The sequence below is a fragment of the Fictibacillus sp. EA-CB0309 genome (genome assembly GCF_055814265.1).
Map to the genome: position 1 here is coordinate 417,915 of NZ_CP169271.1, position 20,855 is coordinate 438,769.

18 protein-coding genes and 3 pseudogenes are annotated in these 20,855 nt (G+C 40.4%); 12 read left to right on the forward strand and 9 right to left on the reverse strand.

Annotation, left to right across the window (positions count from 1 at the left end; all coding sequences use genetic code 11):
- Positions 1–46 precede the first annotated feature (46 nt).
- The 3 genes from ald to ACEWFH_RS02465 form a co-directional block, all read right to left on the reverse strand.
- Positions 47–1,177 (reverse strand): alanine dehydrogenase, encoded by a 1,131-nt coding sequence (gene ald, locus ACEWFH_RS02455; protein ID WP_473725963.1) that lies wholly within the window; start codon positions 1,175–1,177, stop codon positions 47–49.
- 123 nt (positions 1,178–1,300) lie between these two features.
- Entirely contained in the window at positions 1,301–2,023 is a 723-nt protein-coding gene (locus ACEWFH_RS02460; protein WP_473725964.1) for a PucR family transcriptional regulator, read from the reverse strand.
- On the reverse strand, positions 1,957–2,547 hold the full coding sequence (locus ACEWFH_RS02465; protein ID WP_473725965.1) for a hypothetical protein: 591 nt from the start codon (positions 2,545–2,547) through the stop codon (positions 1,957–1,959). Before ACEWFH_RS02465 ends, ACEWFH_RS02460 begins: the two co-directional genes overlap by 67 nt.
- 133 nt (positions 2,548–2,680) lie before the next feature.
- Between ACEWFH_RS02465 and ACEWFH_RS02470 the strand changes: the two are divergent.
- The 3 genes and pseudogenes from ACEWFH_RS02470 (at position 2,681) to ACEWFH_RS02480 (ending at position 5,731) form a co-directional block, all read left to right on the forward strand.
- A pseudogene (locus tag ACEWFH_RS02470) lies at positions 2,681–4,382 on the forward strand (M3 family oligoendopeptidase).
- 445 nt (positions 4,383–4,827) lie between these two features.
- Positions 4,828–5,361 (forward strand): DUF420 domain-containing protein, encoded by a 534-nt coding sequence (locus tag ACEWFH_RS02475; RefSeq protein ID WP_473725966.1) that lies wholly within the window; start codon positions 4,828–4,830, stop codon positions 5,359–5,361.
- 67 nt (positions 5,362–5,428) lie between these two features.
- Positions 5,429–5,731, forward strand: a complete 303-nt coding sequence (locus ACEWFH_RS02480) for a hypothetical protein (protein ID WP_473725967.1) — start codon at positions 5,429–5,431, stop codon at positions 5,729–5,731.
- On the opposite strand, the gene ACEWFH_RS02485 is transcribed toward ACEWFH_RS02480, so the two are convergent.
- Positions 5,728–6,351: an NAD(P)-dependent oxidoreductase gene (locus ACEWFH_RS02485; RefSeq protein WP_473725968.1), complete on the reverse strand. Its 624-nt coding sequence runs from the start codon at positions 6,349–6,351 to the stop codon at positions 5,728–5,730. The two genes, ACEWFH_RS02480 and ACEWFH_RS02485, sit on opposite strands and share 4 nt — an antisense overlap.
- 94 nt (positions 6,352–6,445) lie before the next feature.
- On the reverse strand, positions 6,446–8,845 hold the full coding sequence (locus ACEWFH_RS02490) for a S8 family serine peptidase (RefSeq protein WP_473725969.1): 2,400 nt from the start codon (positions 8,843–8,845) through the stop codon (positions 6,446–6,448).
- A gap of 213 nt (positions 8,846–9,058) precedes the next feature.
- Here ACEWFH_RS02490 and ACEWFH_RS02495 point away from each other — a divergent pair, with 213 nt between their 5' ends.
- Both ACEWFH_RS02495 and ACEWFH_RS02500 read left to right on the forward strand, forming a co-directional pair.
- On the forward strand, positions 9,059–9,586 hold the full coding sequence (locus tag ACEWFH_RS02495) for an MFS transporter (protein ID WP_473725970.1): 528 nt from the start codon (positions 9,059–9,061) through the stop codon (positions 9,584–9,586).
- On the forward strand, positions 9,571–10,407 hold the full coding sequence (locus ACEWFH_RS02500; RefSeq protein ID WP_473725971.1) for an MFS transporter: 837 nt from the start codon (positions 9,571–9,573) through the stop codon (positions 10,405–10,407). The genes ACEWFH_RS02495 and ACEWFH_RS02500 overlap by 16 nt, the downstream gene beginning before the upstream one ends.
- A 21-nt stretch (positions 10,408–10,428) precedes the next feature.
- Here ACEWFH_RS02500 and ACEWFH_RS02505 read toward each other — a convergent pair whose 3' ends face one another.
- Positions 10,429–11,619 (reverse strand): hypothetical protein, encoded by a 1,191-nt coding sequence (locus ACEWFH_RS02505; protein WP_473725972.1) that lies wholly within the window; start codon positions 11,617–11,619, stop codon positions 10,429–10,431.
- Positions 11,620–11,684: 65 nt separating this feature from the next.
- Positions 11,685–12,422, reverse strand: a complete 738-nt coding sequence (locus ACEWFH_RS02510) for a hypothetical protein (RefSeq protein ID WP_473725973.1) — start codon at positions 12,420–12,422, stop codon at positions 11,685–11,687.
- Positions 12,423–12,882: 460 nt separating this feature from the next.
- Between ACEWFH_RS02510 and ACEWFH_RS02515 the strand changes: the two genes are divergently transcribed.
- The 4 genes and pseudogenes from ACEWFH_RS02515 to ACEWFH_RS02530 all read left to right on the forward strand — a co-directional run bounded on the left by ACEWFH_RS02515 (position 12,883) and on the right by ACEWFH_RS02530 (position 16,284).
- On the forward strand, positions 12,883–13,197 hold the full coding sequence (locus ACEWFH_RS02515) for a hypothetical protein (RefSeq protein ID WP_473725974.1): 315 nt from the start codon (positions 12,883–12,885) through the stop codon (positions 13,195–13,197).
- A gap of 62 nt (positions 13,198–13,259) precedes the next feature.
- Positions 13,260–14,129 carry an NAD(P)-dependent oxidoreductase gene (locus tag ACEWFH_RS02520; protein ID WP_473725975.1) on the forward strand — a complete coding sequence of 290 codons (870 nt, stop codon included), beginning with the start codon at positions 13,260–13,262 and terminating at the stop codon, positions 14,127–14,129.
- A gap of 182 nt (positions 14,130–14,311) precedes the next feature.
- Complete coding sequence (locus tag ACEWFH_RS02525) at positions 14,312–15,319, forward strand: permease (protein WP_473725976.1); 1,008 nt, start codon at positions 14,312–14,314, stop codon at positions 15,317–15,319.
- A gap of 78 nt (positions 15,320–15,397) precedes the next feature.
- A pseudogene (locus tag ACEWFH_RS02530) lies at positions 15,398–16,284 on the forward strand (TIGR03943 family putative permease subunit).
- 45 nt (positions 16,285–16,329) lie between these two features.
- On the opposite strand, the gene ACEWFH_RS02535 reads toward ACEWFH_RS02530, so the two are convergent.
- On the reverse strand, positions 16,330–16,746 hold the full coding sequence (locus tag ACEWFH_RS02535) for a hypothetical protein (protein WP_473725977.1): 417 nt from the start codon (positions 16,744–16,746) through the stop codon (positions 16,330–16,332).
- On the reverse strand, positions 16,689–17,912 hold the full coding sequence (locus ACEWFH_RS02540; protein ID WP_473725978.1) for a hypothetical protein: 1,224 nt from the start codon (positions 17,910–17,912) through the stop codon (positions 16,689–16,691). Before ACEWFH_RS02540 ends, ACEWFH_RS02535 begins: the two co-directional genes overlap by 58 nt.
- A 301-nt stretch (positions 17,913–18,213) precedes the next feature.
- Here ACEWFH_RS02540 and ACEWFH_RS02545 point away from each other — a divergent pair.
- From ACEWFH_RS02545 to ACEWFH_RS02555, 3 genes and pseudogenes are all read left to right on the forward strand, one after another.
- Positions 18,214–19,811, forward strand: a pseudogene (locus ACEWFH_RS02545) (bifunctional metallophosphatase/5'-nucleotidase).
- The gene (locus ACEWFH_RS02550) at positions 19,808–20,356 is read left to right on the forward strand and encodes a hypothetical protein (protein WP_473725979.1); all 549 of its coding nucleotides are present in this window, start codon (positions 19,808–19,810) and stop codon (positions 20,354–20,356) included. Before ACEWFH_RS02545 ends, ACEWFH_RS02550 begins: the two are co-directional and overlap by 4 nt.
- A gap of 112 nt (positions 20,357–20,468) precedes the next feature.
- Positions 20,469–20,843, forward strand: coding sequence for an SLAP domain-containing protein (locus ACEWFH_RS02555; RefSeq protein WP_473725980.1), 375 nt, complete (start codon positions 20,469–20,471; stop codon positions 20,841–20,843).
- Positions 20,844–20,855: the final 12 nt, after the last annotated feature.

Below are 20,855 nucleotides of genomic sequence, written 5' to 3' on the forward strand. Positions count from 1 at the left end.
GGCTAGGACTCAGAATGCCGAGCCAGCCTCTTCAAAATTGTTTCAATTATACGGTTTGAACCGCTTTTTCAAGTGCTACTTCAGCTGAAACGTAGTCGTAGCCAAGATCTGCTGCAACAGCTTCATATGTTACAAATCCGCCAGCTGTGTTAAGACCAGCTTTTAAAGATGGGTTTTGAGCGATTGCTGCTTGAGCACCTTTGTTAGCAATTTGAAGTGCATAAGGAACTGTTACATTCGTAAGTGCGATCGTAGACGTACGAGGCACAGCGCCAGGCATGTTTGCTACTGCATAGTGAACAACACCGTGCTTGTCATATGTTGGGTTGTCGTGCGTTGTGATGCGGTCAACCGTTTCAAAGATACCGCCTTGGTCGATTGCAACGTCAACAACAACAGAGCCTGGAGTCATTGATTTAATCATTTCTTCTGTTACCAATTTTGGTGCTTTTGCTCCTGGAATTAGTACAGCTCCGATTACTAGATCAGATTCAGCAACAGCTTGTGCAATGTTTAATGGATTAGACATTAATGTTTGAATGCTGTTTCCGAAGATATCGTCTAATTGACGAAGACGGTCTGGGCTAAGGTCGATGATCGTAACGTCAGCGCCAAGTCCGATTGCCACTTTAGCTGCGTTTGTACCAACAACACCGCCACCGATGATTGTCACTTTACCGCGGCGAACACCTGGTACGCCTGCAAGAAGAATACCTTTTCCGCCTTTTGGCTTTTCAAGGAACTGCGCACCGATTTGTGCAGACATACGTCCTGCAACTTCACTCATTGGTGTTAATAGAGGAAGCGTACGGTTAAATTCAACAGTTTCATAAGCGATTGCTGTTACACCGCTTTCTGTTAGTGCTTTTGCCAATGCTGGCTCAGCCGCTAAGTGAAGGTATGTAAACAGAATAAGATCTGAACGGAAGTACTTGTATTCGGAAGATAAAGGTTCTTTAACCTTCATAACCATTTCTGCCGCCCATGCGTCTTTCGCTTCTGCAACGATCTCTGCGCCTGCTGCTGCATAATCTTCGTTTGTAAAGCCGCTGCCAACACCTGCATTGTTTTCTACAAGAACGTTGTGGCCTGCTGCTGTTAATGTAATAACACCTGATGGCGTAATCGCTACGCGGTTTTCGTTATTTTTAATTTCTGCTGGAACTCCAATAATCATTTGTGAATCCTCCTATATATAAAATACGTTGAGTGCGTTTTCAATTGTGATTTCAGTATAGTTCGGAGGTAAAAGCTTTTCATTGTTAGGAAACTAGAAAATGAAAAAAGCATTTGTGAATTTTCACAAATGCTCCTGGTTAAATAGCCGGTTCATTTTAAAATCTAGGTACATCATAATTTTTTGATGTGGACTTTTCATATCAATATTCGTAATCTCACTAATACGCTTTAAACGATAGAGCAACGTGTTCATATGAATATGAAGGGATTCTGATGCTTTATTTAAGTTTTCGTCTAATGTTAAATACGTTTCAAGCGTATGATAAAGTTCGGTTTTATGCAGGCGGTCATACTCCTGAAGCGTTCGAATCATCTCGTTGTGATAGCTTTGCTTTTGTTGTTTATCATAAATCGCATCTAAAAACTGGTAGATACCGAGTTCATGATAGCCGTTTAGGTTTAGTGTTTCGCCACCTAGCTTTTCTTGAACAGCTATTACACTGGACGCTTCTTTGTAGCTTTTCTCAACGTGTGAGAATGTTGAAACAAGACTACCGTATGCCGCTTTTATTTCAGAAACAGAAAATCGTTCTTTCATATGTGTAAAAAAGGACTCAACGAATGATTTTGCCAGCTCTAACGGCGGCTCCTTGCCAACAGGTGAGGCGAGGAGAAGCATTTGATTGGCGTCTGCAGCAGACAATAGGACATTGATTTTTTGATTGACCGCCGCCAAGTAAAGGATGTCTTTTTCTAGAGCGGGTGTGACTTCATCTTCTAGCTGCAAAATAAAAACGACCGCAGGAAGTACGGGTAAAATGTTGAGTTCATGCAGCTTTTCCAAGATGCGGTCTTCTTGAGGCAGATTCCCCGTAAGCATCTTCCAAAAAGCTCTTGCCGGTTCTCTTCTTTCTTTTTTGTACCGATCTGCATTTGAAGAAGCTGACTTTTAGCTGAAGCCGCCGCTAGTTTTAACAACTGCATATCATCTGATGTTAATTGCTTTTCAACCTCTAATACCCAAATGTAGCCTAGAACTTCATTGTTTTTTCGGATGGAGACCGCCACACGGTCCCCGAGTCCTACTTTTTGAATGGAACTTACCCGAACGGGGTCATCACTTTCTTGCAGTCTTGGTATCACGCCATCTTTCCAAAGGCTGTTCACCACTTTTTCAGGTACGCGACGCCCAATGATGGTAGCGATGCGCGCTGGATCTGTACCGTCTTCATGTGTACTGTAAGCGAGGAGACGATGGTTCTGATCTTCAATCGTTACAGGGCATGACAAAACATCGCTAATCTTGTCCGCTAAATTTTCGAGACTGCCGAATGTTCCTTTGAAAGGATCAGATTGATAGTTCTTCATACCTTTGTCTCCCGCCATTAGTTTCTCTAGCTTATATTCTACCGAAAAAGGGAAGGGGATTACAGGAGAAAAGCGATTGTTTGTAGAAAAGGTATTACAGTAGATGATTGCAAATGAATAGGGGGCATTATAAATGAAGTTTAGTGAATTTACATATGAACGACCAGATGTTGCAAAGCTTAAAATGGAATTTGGGGAAGCGGTCCAAATCTTTACAGACGCTTCATCAGCTGATGAACAAAATGAAGCGATGAAGAAGGTTGCAGCTCTCCGCAATAGCTTTGAATCAAAAGCAAGACTCGCAAAGATTCGTCACACAATTAATACCGAAGACTCGTTCTATAAAGATGAACAAGCATTTATGGATGAAAACCTTCCTGTCTATCAAGGGATGGTAACGTCTTTTCATGAAGCGCTCGTTCAATCTCCTTTTAAAGATGAGTTAGAAAAGAAGTGGGGCAGCCAGCTGTTTCGTTTAGCAGAATTAAAGGTCAAAACGTATTCTGAAGATGTTTTGGAAGATCTGAAACAAGAAAATAAATTAAGCTCGGAATATGTAAAGGTAATGGCGTCAGCGAAGATCGAGTTTGACGGAAAAGAGCTAAACCTTGCACAGCTTTCTCCATACGTACAATCGGCGGATCGTGAAACAAGAAAAGCCGCGAGTAAAGCAGCGAACGGCTTTTTAAGTTCGAACCAAGAAAAGTTCGATTCGATCTACGACGAGCTTGTTAAATTGCGTACTGGAATCGCTAAAAGTTAGGCTACAATAATTTCACGGAACTTGCTTATGACCGAATGGGCAGAACGGATTACAATGCTGCAGATGTAAAAGTGTTCCGCGAGCAAGTGAAAGAAATTATCGTTCCGCTTTGTACAAAATTGAAGAAAAGCCAGCAAAAACGAATAGGTTTAAATGAGTTCAAGTTTTACGATGAGCCGTTCAGCTTTACAACCGGTAATCCAAAGCCACAAGGTGATGCGGGCTGGATCGTGGATCAGGCAAAACAAGTATTCAGCGGTCTTTCACAAGAAACAGGTGCGTTCTTTACTTATATGGCTGAAGACGAGCTCATGGATTTGGAGAGTAAAAAGGGAAAGCGCCAGGCGGTTATTGCACATATCTTCAAGACTATACGGCACCGTTTATTTTCACGAATTTTAACGGATCTGATAACGATGTGCGCGTACTGCTGCACGAGATCGGCCACGCCTTCCAGATGTATACGAGCAGGGGTTATGAAGTACCAGAGTATCAGTTCCCAACCCTTGAGGCATGTGAGATTCACTCGATGAGTATGGAGTTTCTGACGTATCCATGGATGGAAAAGCTGTTTGGACCGGACACTGAAAAATACTTATACTCTCACTTAACGGGTGCTATTGAATTTATCCCTTATGGTGTTGCAGTCGATGAGTTCCAGCACTTTGTGTACGATAACCCGGCTGCCACGCCGGCTGAACGCCGTGCTAAGTGGAGAGAGCTGGAGAAGGCGTACTTGCCTCATCGTGATTATGATGGATTAGAGTATCTAGAGAACGGTGGTTTCTGGCATAGACAAGGCCACATTTTCCGTTCCCCGTTCTATTATATCGATTACACGCTCGCTCAGATCTGTGCACTTCAATTTTGGAAGCGATCTGTAGAAAATCGTGAAAGCGCATGGGAAGATTATTTCGCTCTTTGCCAAAAAGGAGGAAGTCTGCCTTTTACAAAGCTGGTTGAAGAAGCGGGATTGATTTCGCCTTTTGAAAAGGGATGTGTAGCGTCCGTTGTTGGTGAAGTAGAGAAGTTCCTAGCTACGGTTGACGAGGAACAGTTTGCGAAAGCTTAAATTTTAGAGATTTGAATGAGGGAAGAACCGGCCGTGTGCCGGTTTTTCTTTTGGTTAAGTACTGGGGGTTTTAGGTAGGGGGTATAAGGGCGGCAGAATTTGTCGAGATATATCGACTCGCCGATATATGACCAAAATTCGCGGGATTATAGCCAAAACTCGCCGGATTAGCTGCAAAATTTCAGGGATTATTCCCGAAATTTCTTGAATTATAATCAAGATTACCCCGCCAGGTATAAGTGTGCAGTGGTTTCGGTGACCGAAACTGTACAATATTGAACCTATTTTTGGTAAAGACCTCTATTTTTTGAAGAATTATTGACACTTGTATAGGGAATGCTGTTTTCAGTTGCACATAAGTTTGTGAATAGGTCCTTGAGTGGTAAAATAATAAGGAAATCGTAGAAGTTTTAAAGACTTTTAGTTGAAAAGGAGTAATACAAAAATGGCTGAAACGAAACAGCGTAACTATACACCGCTAATTATCGGATTATCTATCGCGATTAACGTGCTTGTGGCCGTATTGTTCTTCCTGCCTGAATACGAGGGAGAAATTGCTTTTGATGTAACCTTACTGCCGCGTCTGAACGCGATCTTTAACAGCTTTACATTCGTATTTTTACTTGCTGCTCTTTATTTTGTAAAACAAAGAAACATAACCCTTCATAAACGCTTTATTTTTGCTGCATTTACGAGTACAACATTCTTTTTGCTGTCTTATGTGACGTATCATTACTTAACAGAGTCAACGTCTTATGGTGGTGAGGGGCCACTTAAGTACATCTACTTCTTTATTTTAATCACACATATCCTGCTTGCGATTGTGATTGTGCCACTCGCGTTAATAACCGTTACACGAGGTCTTAACATGCAAGTGGAGAAGCACCGTAAAATTGCGCGTTGGACAATGCCATTATGGTTGTATGTAAGCTTAACGGGCGTGCTTGTATACTTGATGATCGCGCCTTACTATTCATAAACAAACAGGGGACTTTTGCTGAAGACGTACAGCAAAAGTCTTTTCTGTATGGAGAGGAAACGACAAAATGAGTTTGTTTTGGATCATACCGGTTGTGCTTTGCGGGTTTGGTATAGCCGTAATCGTTTATGGCATCCGCTATCATAAAGAGGATTATGAGCATAGGAAGCGCTTTGGGACGAACTATAGAGGTGGAAGGGTTTCAGATACGTTTTTTGGCGCGATCGTTGAGTTTATCTTTGTTATTTTTATTAATAGGTTTGTCCGTTTTCTTCCTAAATGGCTTTTAAAAGTTTTCATTTTTATTATCGGTATTGGTTTTATCATGTTTGGTGTATATATCTTTTCAGATATGCCAACGACGACTTAGTAAGCGATACCAACAAGTGACTGAGAGAATTGCGGCTTCTTTATAAGAGTGTAAGTAAAATGAGCGGTGTCACCCGTACTAATTCGGCTGCCGTCTGCAGGCAAAAAATCTTGTTCAACTCGGTATGTTCCAGTTGCTTCACCCTCAGGGAGGTACGTTGGACAAACAATCGTCCAGTGGAGTCCGCTTTCTTGTAACAGACTAAACGCTTTATGATGGTCTTCTGCCGCTCTCGTTAGTTTGCGTTTTGATTCAGAAGACTGGTATCGAAGCAAGTGAGGTTCTGCTCGGCTCTGCAATATACCTGCTGTTCCGATCGTGATGATGCGCGAGATTCTTTGCTTTTTCATCTCTTTAATGATTAGAGGCATACTTTCTGACAGCACGCTTTCTCCATCAGTTGATAGGGTGCTGATTACGATGTCGCAGCCTTTCATCGCGGTTTCGATATGCTCCTGAACTAAAGCATTTCCCTCTACGACGTGAATTTTTTCTAGCAAATTCTCAGGCAGTTTAGCAGGATTACGCACCAATGCATGGATTTTCATTTCATCTGCAGCAGCCAGCTCCGTAACTATACTGCCAACTCTCCCTGTGGCTCCTATGATACATAATTTCATCGCCTTACCTCCGTTCGGTTTCTATTATTTATCATAACATTTTAATATAAAAAATACCCTTGCCCACAATCGGACAAGGGTATTTCCATTAAAGTTAACGAATGGTGATGATATCTGTATATCTGTAATCTTCCTTCTCTCCTCTGTAAGAAAAGGCAACGACTCGGTACTGTCCAGGTGCTGCATTTTGACCTGAAATTTTACCGTTCCAGTCAAAGTAGTTGTATTCTTTAGGAACATTCTCGTACGTGCCGATCACACCAAATGATTGAGTCAATGTGGTGTTATACAGGACAAGCTCTACTTTTTCTGCAGAAGCAGGCAAGTAGGCAGCGAACGAGAAGTTGTTGTTTCCTAAGTCAGTTGCGCTAAAATGCGTGATAGAAGGGAAGTCAGGTTCTTGAACAAATAAAATCGTTGGAACTTCTACCAGCTTGCTTCCGTCACTAATGCGGATCGTACCTTCATGATAGCCAGGAGCAAGTTTGGATGCGTCTACTTGAACATTGAATCTTACGTCTTTAGCGCTGTTTGCGTTAATTTTTACGTTCTTGCTTGTTGTTACTTTTACGCCTTCTAAATCAACGTCAAACGTGTATTGTTTCGTTTTATTGCTTAAGTTTTTAATGGTAAAATGTTCGCCTCGTACTTCCTTGCCTTTCGTTTTCGAGAATACACCGAATGAATGGCTGCCAGGTGATACAAGTGTTTCTGTTTCAATGGCTTCTACCACACGAATGCTTCCCGCTCCTTGCGTGTTATGAGGATAAAGCTCTCCTTTAGCGTTAAAGAGGTCTTCTGCTGTATTCATAAGGGCTGCTTTAATATCGTCAACACCCCAGTCAGGATGTGCTTCGAGTAAAAGGGCTGCCGCACCTGCCACGTGAGGAGACGCCATGCTTGTCCCTTGCTTTGCACCGTAACCATGCGGGTTTGCAGGATCATGAGTCGGTACCGTACTTACGATGTTTACACCAGGTGCTGACACATCAGGCTTAATCATCCACGTATCCATAACAGGCCCGTGAGAAGAGAAGTCTGCCATCAATTCGCCAACAGCACCTGCAAAGTTAATACCAAAGCTTACCGTTACATCACCAGACTTAGCCAGAAGTGCTTGTCCATCAGCTTGATTCAACATGATCGTTGGAACAGCCATTCCAGGAACTAAAGGCATGCTCCCTGCAACGTTATTATATATAATCGCGCCAGCTGCACCAGCTTTTTTCGCTTCTGTCGCTTTATCTACAAATGCAATACCTGCACCACGGCTGATCAATGCAATTTTTCCTTCTAAATCTTTTCCTGCAAAATCAGCGGGGGCACCAAATCCTACATCCACTAATTCATAATCTTTTCCATTTAAAGCAAGCAATGCTTCATCTGAAGGAAACCCTTGAACCGCGGACGAGGCATAAGATGTACCATCAGATGAAGTAGTTGTAGCTGTAAAAACGTTATAAGGCAGCTGAGTAGCCCCTACAGAAATCGCTTCTCTAGATGTTCCCGGTGAACCAACTGTCCAGTTGTTCGGTCCGCTGTTTCCGTTGGAGGTTACCGCTACAACACCATCAGACATAGCTTGATCAAGCGCGATGCTTGTTGCCCAGTCCGGGTTGTTTAACGAGTTTCCGAGTGATAGATTCATAACGTCAGCACCGTCTTCAACCGCTTTTTCGACTCCGGCAATAACGTTTTCAGTTGTTCCGCTTCCACCTGGTCCTAACACGCGGTACGCTAACAGAGCTGCATCAGGTGCCACACCTTTAATGCCGCCATCCGCCGCAACCGTACCCGCTACGTGCGTGCCGTGCGTTGTTTCAGCACCTCTTGGGTCGCCTTTAGGTGTTTCTTGCGGATCGTTGTCTTTATCTACAAAGTCATATCCTTTATAGTCACCGAACGCTTGGTCAAGATCAGGATGTGTGTAATCGACGCCTGTATCAATAACAGCAACCGTTACACCTTCACCTGTGTACCCTGATTCCCACGCTTGGTTTGCCCCGATGAAAGGAGCTGAGTTCATCATCTGAGGGGTTACTTCGTCAAATGACTGGTCACCCATATCATCTCCAGTTGTGTGATATTCCACATCTGGGTAAACGGCTTTAATACCAGATACCGCTAACAAATCAGGGATTTCATTTGCTGGAATTTCTAATGAAAAACCAGAAAAGACATGATCGTATTCGTTGTTGACTTTATATGATTTGGCGCGTGTTGAGATCTCCTTCACCACAGCGTCACGTTTTGATTTAAGGTTTGATTTTGTTTGTTTTTGACCTTTCTTTTTTGCTTCTAGTACAGAAGGTTCTTTTAATTCAACAATTACTTTTGTAACATGGGAAGAGTTTAAATTATACTTCCCGTAAAGCGGTGCAAGTTCTGGCTGTGCATCCTTAGAAGATGGAGCAGCAGACGCACCAGAAAAAGCAGAGAAAATAAACGTACAAGCTAATGTGAAACTAGAAGTCTTGCGCAAAAAGTGTTTCATTAAAGCGTACACCCCTTAATTTTAATGTAAAGGTAATCTTCTACCATCATTTTGAAATACCTTGATAAATTGTTAAAAACAGATATTTAGTCCTTATAATGGAAAAAAGTTCAGTGTCTTTAGTCCTTAAAAATGCTGTGAGCAAAACATGGGGTTAATGATTTAGTACCATGATAAGATAGGAATATTGTTTTAGAGGAAGAAGGTGAACAGATGGCTCAAGAAGAACGTTATGGATCAATTCAGGAAAATCGAATTATTCCGCTATGGAGCTTAACCGTGTGGCTCGTTGTAATGAATACGACGATGTTTAACGTAGCTCTTCCAAGTGTGATTTCACAATTTGATTTAAGTCCTACCGCGGGTTCTTGGATTGTTTCAGGCTATTCGATCGTGTTTGCCTTATCGACCATTACATTCAGCAGGTTGTCTGATTTTATACCGATTGGAAGGTTGTTAATTACGGGCCTTATCATTTTGGGAATCGCTTCAATCGTCGGATATTTTTCCAACAGTTTTGAGTTCGTGCTGATTAGCCGTATGGTTCAAGCGATGGGAGCAGGGGCTGTTCCGGGGCTCGGAATGGTGCTTGCGACTCGTTATATTCCGATTTCGCGGCGAGGACGTGCCATGTCATTAATATCCTCTGCCGCATCACTTGGTTTTGGTTTAGGACCAGTGATCGGTGGCGGAATTACACAGCTGTTTGGCTGGAATTTTCTTTTGTGGTTACAGGGCTAGTGCTGCTGCTTTTACCCGTGTTTAAGATCTACTTGCCTGTTGAAAAGAAAAGCGAAGGCTCGTTTGACTTTATTGGAGCACTATTAACGGGTGGTGGAGTTACTTCGCTGTTGCTCTATCTTTCTTCGTTTTCTTTTTACTTGCTGGCGTTAAGCGTCTTGTTCTTTGTCGTTCTTGTTATGTATTCAAAGAAAAAGGAAGATCCTTTTATTCGTGTAAGTTTATTTAAGAACACGACTTATGTCTCGATCTTAATCGTTGGTCTTATCGCGTTTATGACCCATTTTGCATTTTTGTTTGTGATGCCGGTCATGCTTTCAAATTTGTTTGAAAAAGAACCGGCAACGATTGGCTTTGTTATTTTTCCAGGTGCGATGCTATCGGCGTTTGCCGCTATCTTTGTGGGACGCTGGATTGATAGGTTTGGAAACCTTCCTGTCATGCGCGCAGGACTTGTATCGCTGCTTGTATCAGCGGTTTTATTCTCCCTTTTTGCAACAAAAGCATTTTACATGACGGCAATCTTTTATATGTTTACGAGTATCGGGTTTTCTAGTTTAACGTCTAGTTTAGCAAATGAAAATTCCAGGATTCTAAGTAAAGATGAAGTGGGATCGGGCATGGGTATGCTGCAGCTTGTCCAATTTTTTGGAGGAGCGCTAGGCGTAGCAGTTGCTGGTCTGTTAATTGAAGGACAAAAAACGTTTGCGCTAAATGTGATCTATCAAAATGTGTTTATTTTTTATACGATTCTAGTGGTCGTGTCGATTGTCATCTATCAAGTGAAAATAAAAAGAAATGTGGGCCAGGAAAGTGAATAATTCCTGAGCCCACATTTTAAGTTAATTTAGCATTTTAAAGTCATACGAGTAGATGGATTTGCCTTTAATAGACTGTAAGATGTCGTTCAATCCTTTAATCTTAATATCTTCTATTTTCTTTCCTTTGGTTAAGGAGTAATTCTCTATAAAATATCTTTCTTTTATATTTTCGTCATGCCTTACAACGTATAGGAGATCATCTTTATAGAATAGTTCTTCGTTATGTCTAACTCCGTCCGTGGGTGCGTCTTTCATTGTAAACAAATTACTTACTTTTTGGGTTTTCGTATCAAATGCATATACTTCACCTAAGCCATTCGCGTAATAAAGAACGCCGTTAAATAGATGCGCAGAGTTTTTTATATTGTAAGGAATGTGTGCAATTAAATTATTTTCATTTCTGTACGTGGATATTGTGAATTGGTCCTGAGTTAGAGTCTTTTTGTTGATGCGATAAAGTACGATGTCTTCACTTGTTTCGTTAACAATCTCCCTTAGAATGACATAGTAAAATTGCTCATCACTAAGAACAGGAGAAAAACCGCTTAATTCTAAGTTTTTCGGGTTTTTCAACTTTACGATATCTTGAACTTTGACGTCGTTATTGGATAAAACTACTTTTCTGAAAAAATATTCATTCTTCTCGGTATCATGTGTTAACACGACTACATCATTCTTATCATTACCGGAACTTGAAATGTAATAGGGAATGTTCCCTTTAGTAAATCCATTTTCGTTCCCATACACTACGTTTGAATCATAGCCGCCATCAGCACTTATGCCGGTGTTGAAAATAGTAAAGTATAAATTTTTCTTCTCCAGGTAACCCGTTCTTTCCCCGGTATACTGTGGTTTCTCCATTTTAAATTCTTTAAATGTGTCTCCTATTAAACGGATTTTGTTTTTATCCACCAGTAAGACCTCGTTTTCAGTCGTGGTTAAACTGCCAAGTTCTAAACCGTTCATTTTGAAAGCATCTGCTTGACCATCGTCATTGATAAAAACAGCTAAACTTACTCCTTTATCATCCATGTCTTGATCAGCGGTCGTTGAAAAATACATTACGGCTTGTTTATCTTTTAAAAAGTTACTTTGTTCAATGCTCTCTTTTTCGATGGAAAGGGAAGCATCAATACTCTGGTCAAAGAAGAAGTTATAGACCAAACTCCCTGCTAGAATGATAAGTACGAATGTAATCAAAAGTTTTTTCAATGTGATCACCTTTCAGATAAAAAAGGCAATAAGTCGTAGTGATACGTCCTTATTGCCTTTTTGTATTATATATTCCTGACTAGTTTTGTATCGGGAGCATCCCTGACATCTCTCGGATAAACCCCTAGACCGCCATCGACATCCAAATCTAGATTGCCATTTAGCTTATAAGCTGACCAAATTAATTTCGAGCAGTTTTTATCTCCAATATGTGAAGTCGTTCGGTTGGTTACAAAGTTATACGAATAATCGTCGATTCCTACACGGCTATATGCCCAGTTTGCAGCGTTATCTCGGTTTGTTGTACTTGTCGTAACGGATTTGACTTGTGCATCTCCTTGATCGACTTTTCGTAAAGTCGTGGAGATCGTGCGGACGCCTGTATCAGGCACAGATTCAACAATCGTGCTGCTCGTATAATACATGCCGACATGCCCATGATTCATATAAGCAGTCTGTGAAGCCGTATAATAAAAGTTGCCTTTCGTGCTGGTTCCGACAGAAACCGTTCCTCCGCTGCCGCCCATCGTTCCAAATTCACCGGTTTGCTGTTTTTCGTTTTTACCTTTTGTTTCGTCGTTCTTGAGTTCTGTGTAAATTTGTTTGAGCAGGGCTTCTTCTGTATCACCCGTGTTCTTTGCGATGGATCGAACGGTAGAAAGCAATTCTTTTTGAGTTAGATCAGGCTGCATTTGTAAGATTTCATCTTGATAAGAAAAATTGTGACTTTGAGCAAAAGCACTTGGTACCGAAAAAGCTGCGAGACAGAATGCTAAAACACTAGATACTAGATGTTTTTTCATATTCCAAACCTCCTGCCGTGATACGGGACCCCTTTGTCGACAGGTTTAATTTACCATTTATATACAGATGCGTAAATATGAAAACGTGGAAACAGTATGGATGACTTATGCGAATACTGGAAGATACTTCAAAAGGACTGTCAAGGCAGTAAGAAATAAATGTTTAAACAGGCCAAAAGGAGTTGCAGAATAATAGTAAGATGGGATGCTTTCGGTGAGGGAACTAAATGAGAGGGATAATATGAAACGGTGACTTTATCGTGGTGAATATTGAGCATTTCCGCAGGTGAGAAACATGAAAACAGAGTGGGAAATAAATTGTTGGGGGTCAGTCCCCAACAATTTATTTGAAAATTTTTAAAAACTTTGAAAGTAAATGCCGATACATAAATTGAAATGCCTAAACAGGCGAACTTTTAACAAGTGAAGAGAATAAACGGAAAGGACGAGGGACGAATTCGTGGAAAGAAACAAAGAACTGATTGATTCATTATTGAAACTTCAGCAGCTATTAGACACAGAACCAGACACTGTAGATGCCATACCAGCTTTCACACAATACATCCGCTCTTTTTTACGTATTAAACCAACAGGCCGAACATTACCCACCATTGAGATCATGACGCTCATAAAAAGAAGAAAGCCAAACTTATTTTATATACTTAAACGACATTCCAAAGACGATATGATGATCATGTTAACGCATCTTGATATGGATTATGAGCAAGCACAGATAAAGGTAGAACGTATTTTACAAGGAGAAGTCATCGCATAATAAGCGGTGATTTTTTTATTTTACCTGTTCTTCGTTATAATAAGGAAAAGGAGTGAGGAGATTTGCAAACCGTTGGATTTATTGGAACAGGTGTAATGGGAAAAAGTATGGCTGGCCACTTGATGAATGCAGGTTATCCGGTCCATGTTTATACGAGAACAAAAGAAAAAGCTGATGAATTACTTCAAAAAGGTGCTGTTTGGACGGATACGCCAAAGGAAATCGCAACGAACTGTGATGTGATCATTACGATGGTAGGATACCCAAAGGATGTAGAAGAAGTCTATTTAGGGGCTGACGGGCTGATTGCCCATGCGAAAGAAGGATCTTACTTAATCGATATGACCACTTCAAGTCCACAGCTTGCTCAAAAAATTGAACGTACGGCTGCTGAACGAAATATCTCAGCTCTTGATGCACCCGTATCCGGCGGGGATATTGGAGCAAGAGATGCTAAGCTTTCCATTATGGTTGGCGGAAAAGAAGCTGCATTTAACGACATGAAGCCAATCTTCTCTAAGATGGGAACAAACATCGTGTACCAAGGAAAAGCAGGTGCGGGACAGCATACCAAAATGTGCAATCAGATTGCCATTGCCTCTGGTATGATGGGCGTTTGTGAAGCAATTCTTTATGCAGAAAAAGCAGGGTTGAATCCAGAGACCGTCTTAAAAAGCATTGAATCAGGTGCTGCGGGAAGCTGGAACTTGAGCAATCTGGGTCCAAGAATATTAAAAGGTGATTTTGCACCCGGTTTTTACGTGAAACATTTTATAAAAGATATGACGATTGCTTTAAACTCAGCGGAGGAAATGGGATTATTGACACCGGGGCTTTCCCTCGCGAAGAAGCTGTATGATGAACTTGCAGAAATGGGCGAAGAAAATAGCGGCACCCACGCGCTTTATAAACGTTTAGCGGACCAAGGGTAATATACCTTGGTTCTTTTTTTGCCCTTTACAAAACGAAACACTTACGATTTAATGTAGGTGGTATATTTTATTTTTAAATGTTACATCTCACCAATGTAGCGACCCTATATTTTGTCGAGATTCATAGATTAAAATCTCAAATCTAGATTTACATAATAGCAAGAGAAAAGGAGCGCTGAACGATGAGAGACCTTGCAACAAGAGATTCTGTACGAAAAGAGATGATCGGGCTTTTATTGTTAGCCATATTTATAATCTCGTTTTTATTTATGGAAGAGATCAAAAATGATTCTGTATTTGAAAACCTGCCAAGTTCCATCATGCATGTGAATACGGTGTTTTTAAGTATTTTAATAGAGGCGGTTCCTTTTATTTTATTAGGAGTCTTCGTCTCAGCATTAATTCAAACCTTTGTATCAGAACAACATATTCAAAGACTGATTCCCAAAAACCCCTATGCAGGCATTGGGGCTGTTCTGTTCATGGGTATTATCTTTCCAGTTTGTGAATGTGCGATTATTCCGGTTGTGAGGCGTTTGATTAAAAAAGGCTTGCCGCTTCATTTGGGTGTTGTTTTTCTATTGACCGTTCCGATTGTCAACCCGGTTGTTATTCTCTCCACGTTTTATGCGTTTCGAACCAACATGACTGTAGTTTATGGAAGAATTGGAATGGCTCTTTTAGTAGCTATCGTCATTGGTTTAATCATTTATTGGGTTTTCCGTAATGGAGATCAGTTGAAATCACAAGTTCAGCATGGTGGACATGATCATTCACATGGGTTGTTGATCAGTCGCTGGAAACAAACGGTTTATCATGCGTCCGACGAATTTTTTGACACAGGAAAGTTTCTTATTTTTGGAGCTTTTCTAGCAAGTATGTTCCAAGTATTCATTAACCGAAATGACCTCTTGGCACTTGGCAGTAATGAGTGGTCATCAACAGGATTAATGATGGGACTGGCTTTCTTGTTATCCATTTGTTCTGAAGCAGATGCGTTTATAGCCGCTTCGTTTGGAAGTTCATTTACAGTAGGATCAATTATTGCTTTCTTGGTTTATGGACCAATGCTGGATGTAAAAAACATGCTTATGATGTTCGCTTATTTTAAGACACGTTTTGTATTCGTATTAATGAGTTTGATTACATTAGTAGTATTTGCTGCGGCTATGGTATTTCAATATGTATAGAAAAGGAGGTAAGGTGATATGAAAAAGGAGAACCAAGATTTTCACGCCTATTTAAGGGGAATTATCTTAATCGGTTTTATGCTTCTCTTAATTGGTTTGATCACTTCAGGAAAGCTTAATTACTATGTTGCACCTAAAATGCATATATTTGTTTACTTTGCGATTGCAATCCTTGCCATATTAGGAGTTATGCAGTTTTTTAGAAGATCGGACAGCCAGCATGAAGAGGCTTGCGGATGTGGAGTAGATCATACGCCAAAAGGCAAGCCGCTCAAGCATTTTTTATCTATATGGTTTTTGTAATTCCTCTTCTTACAGGATTTATGATTCCTGAAAAAGCGATGGATAGCTCTGTAGCTGAAAAACGCGGCATTCGCTATGGAACCGGATTGTATGCAAAGCCTGCTCAGCAAACAGAGGACGGGAAAGTGGTACCTACTCAAGAAGTGGATGTTGAAGCTTACTTAGAAGATCCAGAGGGTTATATAAAGAAGATGGAAGAGAACGTAAAGAAGGAAAATCCGATCGAAACGTATGACATAACAGACTATTATAAGAAATTTGGAAAAGAACAATTAAAGAAAGACAAGGTGGTGGTTACATCTGATCATTACCTCGATACGATGACTGTTCTAGATATCTATTTAGACAAGTTTATCGGAAAAGAAATAGAGACTACTGGTTTCGTTTATCGTGAAGACGGAATGGACAAAGATCAAGCAGTCATAGCCCGTTTTTCCATGAATTGCTGTAGTGCTGATGCGGTGGTGTATGGGACCATTGTGGAAGGTGAAGGGGTTTCTAAATTGAAGTCTGATGAGTGGTACACAGTTTCGGGAATAATAGATGAAACAGAGTTAAATAAAGTGCGTCTCCCTTTAGTGAAGGTAGAGTCTGTGAAAAAGATTAAACCTCTTAAAGATCCATATGTGTATCCGAGCACTGAAAGCTTAGGAGCCTATTAGTAACTAAAGTAAAAAGCGGAGGAAAGTTCCTCCGCTTTTTTAATATCAGTAAACGTATGTTCCGACAATAAAAAGTTCAAACAAAACCGTTACACCGATAAAGTAAGATACTTGTGCAAACAATCCCCAGTCTTTGTCTTTAGCTAACTGCATAACGTACAGCGCGACGGCTGAAACCATAACGGGTACAATGAGCGAGCTTCCACTAAAAGTGAGATACTTTGGTGCTAGCGTATAGAACGTACTGTTGAACAGGGATTGAATCACATAAAGCTGGGTAAGGATGAAGAGTGCGATCGACACCCACTTTGCCCACGGTTTTTCTTGTTCAATCACATCAATTCGTACAAAATACAAAATACCTAAGAATAAGACAGGCGGAACCACCCAAATAAATGCGTTTGTCATCGCGATAAACGATACGACGGAAGCAGCAAGTGCATCGAATGACGCGTTATACACATCTTGTTTTTTGATTGATTGGCTCTCTTTTTTATTTCAGGATCTTGGCTTGCGAAGAATACTCTGTAATCACTAACTGATTCTGCTTTCAGCCAAGCAACCGTCTGCTCATCTACATAAACAGGATACACAGAGAAGTTATCTGTTGTACTGATCCGTGATGCTTCCCAATCCTTGTTCTTTAGAATTGCTTTATATATGTTTCCAGCTTCCTTTTTTGCTGAAACGGGTCCGGTAGCAGAAAAGAGAATAACAGGCTGATCGTTTTCAATATTTAGTTGCTGGTAAGTTGGATTCTCCATTTCGTAACCTAATTCAGACTCTATAAAATGAACAGTATTAAAGTTAAGAGCTGTCAATTGATCAAATGGAGCTGCTCCGTAAAATGTCTTAAATGACTTTGTTCCTTGTTTTGATGAATAAAGCGTGTAAAGAAAATGTACTTGTGTTTTTGCTTCTGCAAATCGGAAGTTGTAAATTTTATCCGTAGGTGTCTTGCTGTATTGGATAATAGACTGTGCTTTATATTGGCCATCCTTTTCTTGTAAATAAAAAGCTTCCATCTGAACTTTTTCTCCAACCGTTGCGATAAACGAATTGGATTCAGGGTGTCCTGATAACTCTGAAAGTTTTTCTTTAGCAGAAAAGATGATACGGCTCTTCCCGTTTTCAGGATCATACACATATACCTGATTGCCTTTTGAATAAGCAAATCGGCTCTTCGCATCAGCTAATAATTCTACATCTTTATCTAGAACTGTTTGTTTACCCTCTTCATAGAGGATAAGTTCCCCGTTTGAAACAAATGCAATTTGTTTGCCATTTGTCCAAAAGTTCCCTCTTTCATCAAGAGGCAGATTCTCTGTCTTTTGTGATACCATATTTAGCTTTTCATCCAAAGTGGTCACCTTTAACCCATCCTTAAGATGGGTGTAGATCTGATACTGGTTATCTGCTTTAAATGCGATTGGTTCTGCACTAATTGACTCTGCAGGTGTACTGACTGAACGGCTCCAGTCTTGGTTTGGAAGTTTCGTCTCTTGACCAATATTATTCCAGACAACGGCCCCTATAAGTAATAGAACAATAGCTAAGGGAAGTAGCAAAGCCTTATAATTCGATTGATTTCTCTTCTTTTTCTTTTTTGGTGTTAGCTCGGTGTTCATAGTGGTGAAGCCCCTTTTCTCTATAAAACAACAAAATATAACTATTCGATAATTAGACGTATATTCCTGTAATTTTCATTCGGTTTTTTACAAAAAGTAGATAAAAAGTAGCAAAATAGTTTAAAGCGTGTACATGATAATAGTAATAGAAAATGAGTTTTTCTAATCGGTGTAAGTTTTTGTAGAATAATAACTATTCCCCGAGAAATAATGTCGAAATGAATAAACAACTTTTTAAAGTGGCTAGCCTCATCAGGTGGTATAATTCGGGTTAAATGATTCTAGACGGGAGGGCGATGATTTGGAACAATCCATTCATATTTATGTGACGAGTGATATTCACGGGAACGTTCTCCCATTAACATATGGAAACAATGAGGGTGCTGAAATTGGTTTAACAAAAGCGGCTTCTCTTTTAAAAGAGAAGATGTCAGAACACCAGAACAACGTCTTACTTGATAATGGTGATCTCATTCAAGGGACACCACTAACATATCATTATGCGAAGTTAGGGCGAGACTTTATCAATCCGATGATTCTTCTTTTAAACGAGCTTAAATACGATGCTGCTATTATCGGTAATCATGAATTCAATTATGGATTTCCCTTTCTACAGAAAGCGGTAAATGAATCAAAGTTCCCGTGGTTGTCTGCAAACATTGTGCGGGAAGAATCAGGTGAACCTGTTTTTGGACAGCCATATGTGATCAAAACTTTCGATTGTGGTGTAAAAGTGGCCGTCTTGGGCTTGACGACAAAATATGTTCCTAACTGGGAAAACCCAGAACATATAAAGGGTTGGCATTTCTTGATGTCGTGGAGACAGCAAAGAAATGGGTATCCCAATTAAAGAAAAAGCAGATATTGTAGTTGTTTCTTATCATGGAGGGTTTGAAAGAGATCTTATAACAGGTGAACCGACTGAAACGCTGACGGAAGAGAATCAAGCATATCAACTTTGTATGGAAGTTGAGGGTATAGATGTGCTTTTAACCGGTCATCAGCATCGGCTTTTAAAAGGAGATGTGAATGGAGTTACAATCATTCAGCCTGGAACACAAGGAACTTACCTAGGCCATGTAGAAATAAACGTTAGAAACGATAACCGAACTTGGGAGATTTCCAACAAGAAGTCAGAACTTTTATCCACTAGAGGGTATGAACCGGATCCTGACGTGTTGGAAATGATTCAACCATATGAAACAAGACGCAAAAATGGCTAGACCAGCCAATTGGTCAAGTACAGGGAAATATGCAGATCAAAGATCCGATGCAGACAAGGTTACACGATCATCCATTCATTGAATTTATCAATAAAGTTCAGATGGATGCAGCGGGTACAGATATTTCAAGTACAGCCCTATTTGATGATCGTTCTAAAGGCTTTTCTTCTCAAGTGACGATGCGTGATATTGTTTCAAACTACATCTATCCGAATACGTTAAAAGTGATTGAGATTACCGGAAAAGATATGAGACAAGCTCTAGAAAGATCCGCTTCCTATTTTTCTGTAAAGAAAGATGGAACGCCAATGGTGAACCCTGCGTTTTCTGTTCCAATGCCTCAGCATTACAACTACGACATGTGGGAAGGCATCAAATATACGATCGATCTGTCAAAGCCGATTGGCAGGAGAATTACGAATTTGATGTATAGGGGCAAGCCGGTTCAGGACGATTCAAACTATCAAGTCGTGATGAACAACTACCGTGCTGGCGGGGTGGAGATTATCCCATGTTTAAAGGTAAGCGAGTGGTAAGAGATATACCGATTGATGTCTCAGAACTGATGGCGAATTATATATTAAAAAGAGGTACGATACAGGCAACGTGTGATCAGAACTGGAGAGTAAAGGTACCTACTTCCACAAAAAATAAAGGAAATGGGTGGGGTGGATGAGAAGGCAGAAATGGTTTGTTTATCTAGTTTTAGCAGTCTTTCTTGCTGGTTGTTCTAGTGAGGCTTCAAAAGGTACGTTGAACGATAAGAACTTAACACTGCAAGATCATCCGAAAGGTGCTTATCCAAGATATTATGATCAAGTATCTAAAGAAGAAGCGGAAAAAGCCTTGCCATTTCCATTAGAGGTTCCAGGTAAACTGCCTTTTAAAGCGGTATTATCCACCTATCAAATTTCAGATTGGGGTGAAAAGAGAAATATTCTACTCGACACCGTTTTTTATCCGAAACAAGAAGGGCAGAATGTGTATTTGGCTTACCGAGTCTCAAATTTTCTTTCAAAAACGGACAAGTTAGAGACGAAGGAAAAAGTTAAGCTAAAAGACGGAACAAAAGCGTATTTCTCTGGAAGTCCTGATCTGCCAATGATCGCTTGGGAAAAAGATGGCTTGTTCCATAAGATGGAGTACTTAATAAAAGAAGGAACAGACAGAAAAGCTGAAAAACAGAAGCTTTTAGATGCTGCTAGTTCGGTTTATAAATAACAAAAAGCTGACTCGAAATCGTGAATCACACGGTTGTTTGAGCGGCTTTTTCTATTAATTAAAGAAGATTTTTAATGAAATATGATAATATGATTCAAAGGAGGGGTTTAATTTGCAAAAACTGGCGTTTGAACCTGCATGGGACAGGACTTTAGCCCATCAAGACCGACTAGAGATAGAACGTGTTTTTTCCGGAATAGATCATAATCAAAGAGTGGGACAGCAGGCCGTTGTTATGAAGACAGCCTTTAATCATAAAGAAGAATTTTTAGTGACTGTATTAGTAAGTAACTATTCTGAAGACCCTTTTTCGCTGGAAGGCAAAAAAGTGCTATATAACGAAAGTGGCAAACCCGTAAGCGAGATGAAGTCTCAATATGTACTTGAGATTCCGGCACAAACGAGTATGCCGTGGACGTTTATATTCCCATCAACAGCCTTAATGGTATTGCCATCAAGAGAGTTTGGAGAATTAATCATCATTTAAAGTGGGGGAACG

Coding starts and splice junctions, on each gene's coding strand:
- ald (WP_473725963.1), bottom strand. CDS start 1,177: ATGATTATTGGAGTTCCAGCAGAAATTAAAAATAACGAAAACCGCGTA.
- ACEWFH_RS02465 (WP_473725965.1), bottom strand. CDS start 2,547: ATGAAGAACTATCAATCTGATCCTTTCAAAGGAACATTCGGCAGTCTC.
- ACEWFH_RS02475 (WP_473725966.1), top strand. CDS start 4,828: ATGGCTGAAACGAAACAGCGTAACTATACACCGCTAATTATCGGATTA.
- ACEWFH_RS02480 (WP_473725967.1), top strand. CDS start 5,429: ATGAGTTTGTTTTGGATCATACCGGTTGTGCTTTGCGGGTTTGGTATA.
- ACEWFH_RS02485 (WP_473725968.1), bottom strand. CDS start 6,351: ATGAAATTATGTATCATAGGAGCCACAGGGAGAGTTGGCAGTATAGTT.
- ACEWFH_RS02490 (WP_473725969.1), bottom strand. CDS start 8,845: ATGAAACACTTTTTGCGCAAGACTTCTAGTTTCACATTAGCTTGTACG.
- ACEWFH_RS02495 (WP_473725970.1), top strand. CDS start 9,059: ATGGCTCAAGAAGAACGTTATGGATCAATTCAGGAAAATCGAATTATT.
- ACEWFH_RS02510 (WP_473725973.1), bottom strand. CDS start 12,422: ATGAAAAAACATCTAGTATCTAGTGTTTTAGCATTCTGTCTCGCAGCT.
- ACEWFH_RS02525 (WP_473725976.1), top strand. CDS start 14,312: ATGAGAGACCTTGCAACAAGAGATTCTGTACGAAAAGAGATGATCGGG.
- ACEWFH_RS02540 (WP_473725978.1), bottom strand. CDS start 17,912: ATGAACACCGAGCTAACACCAAAAAAGAAAAAGAAGAGAAATCAATCG.
- ACEWFH_RS02550 (WP_473725979.1), top strand. CDS start 19,808: ATGAGAAGGCAGAAATGGTTTGTTTATCTAGTTTTAGCAGTCTTTCTT.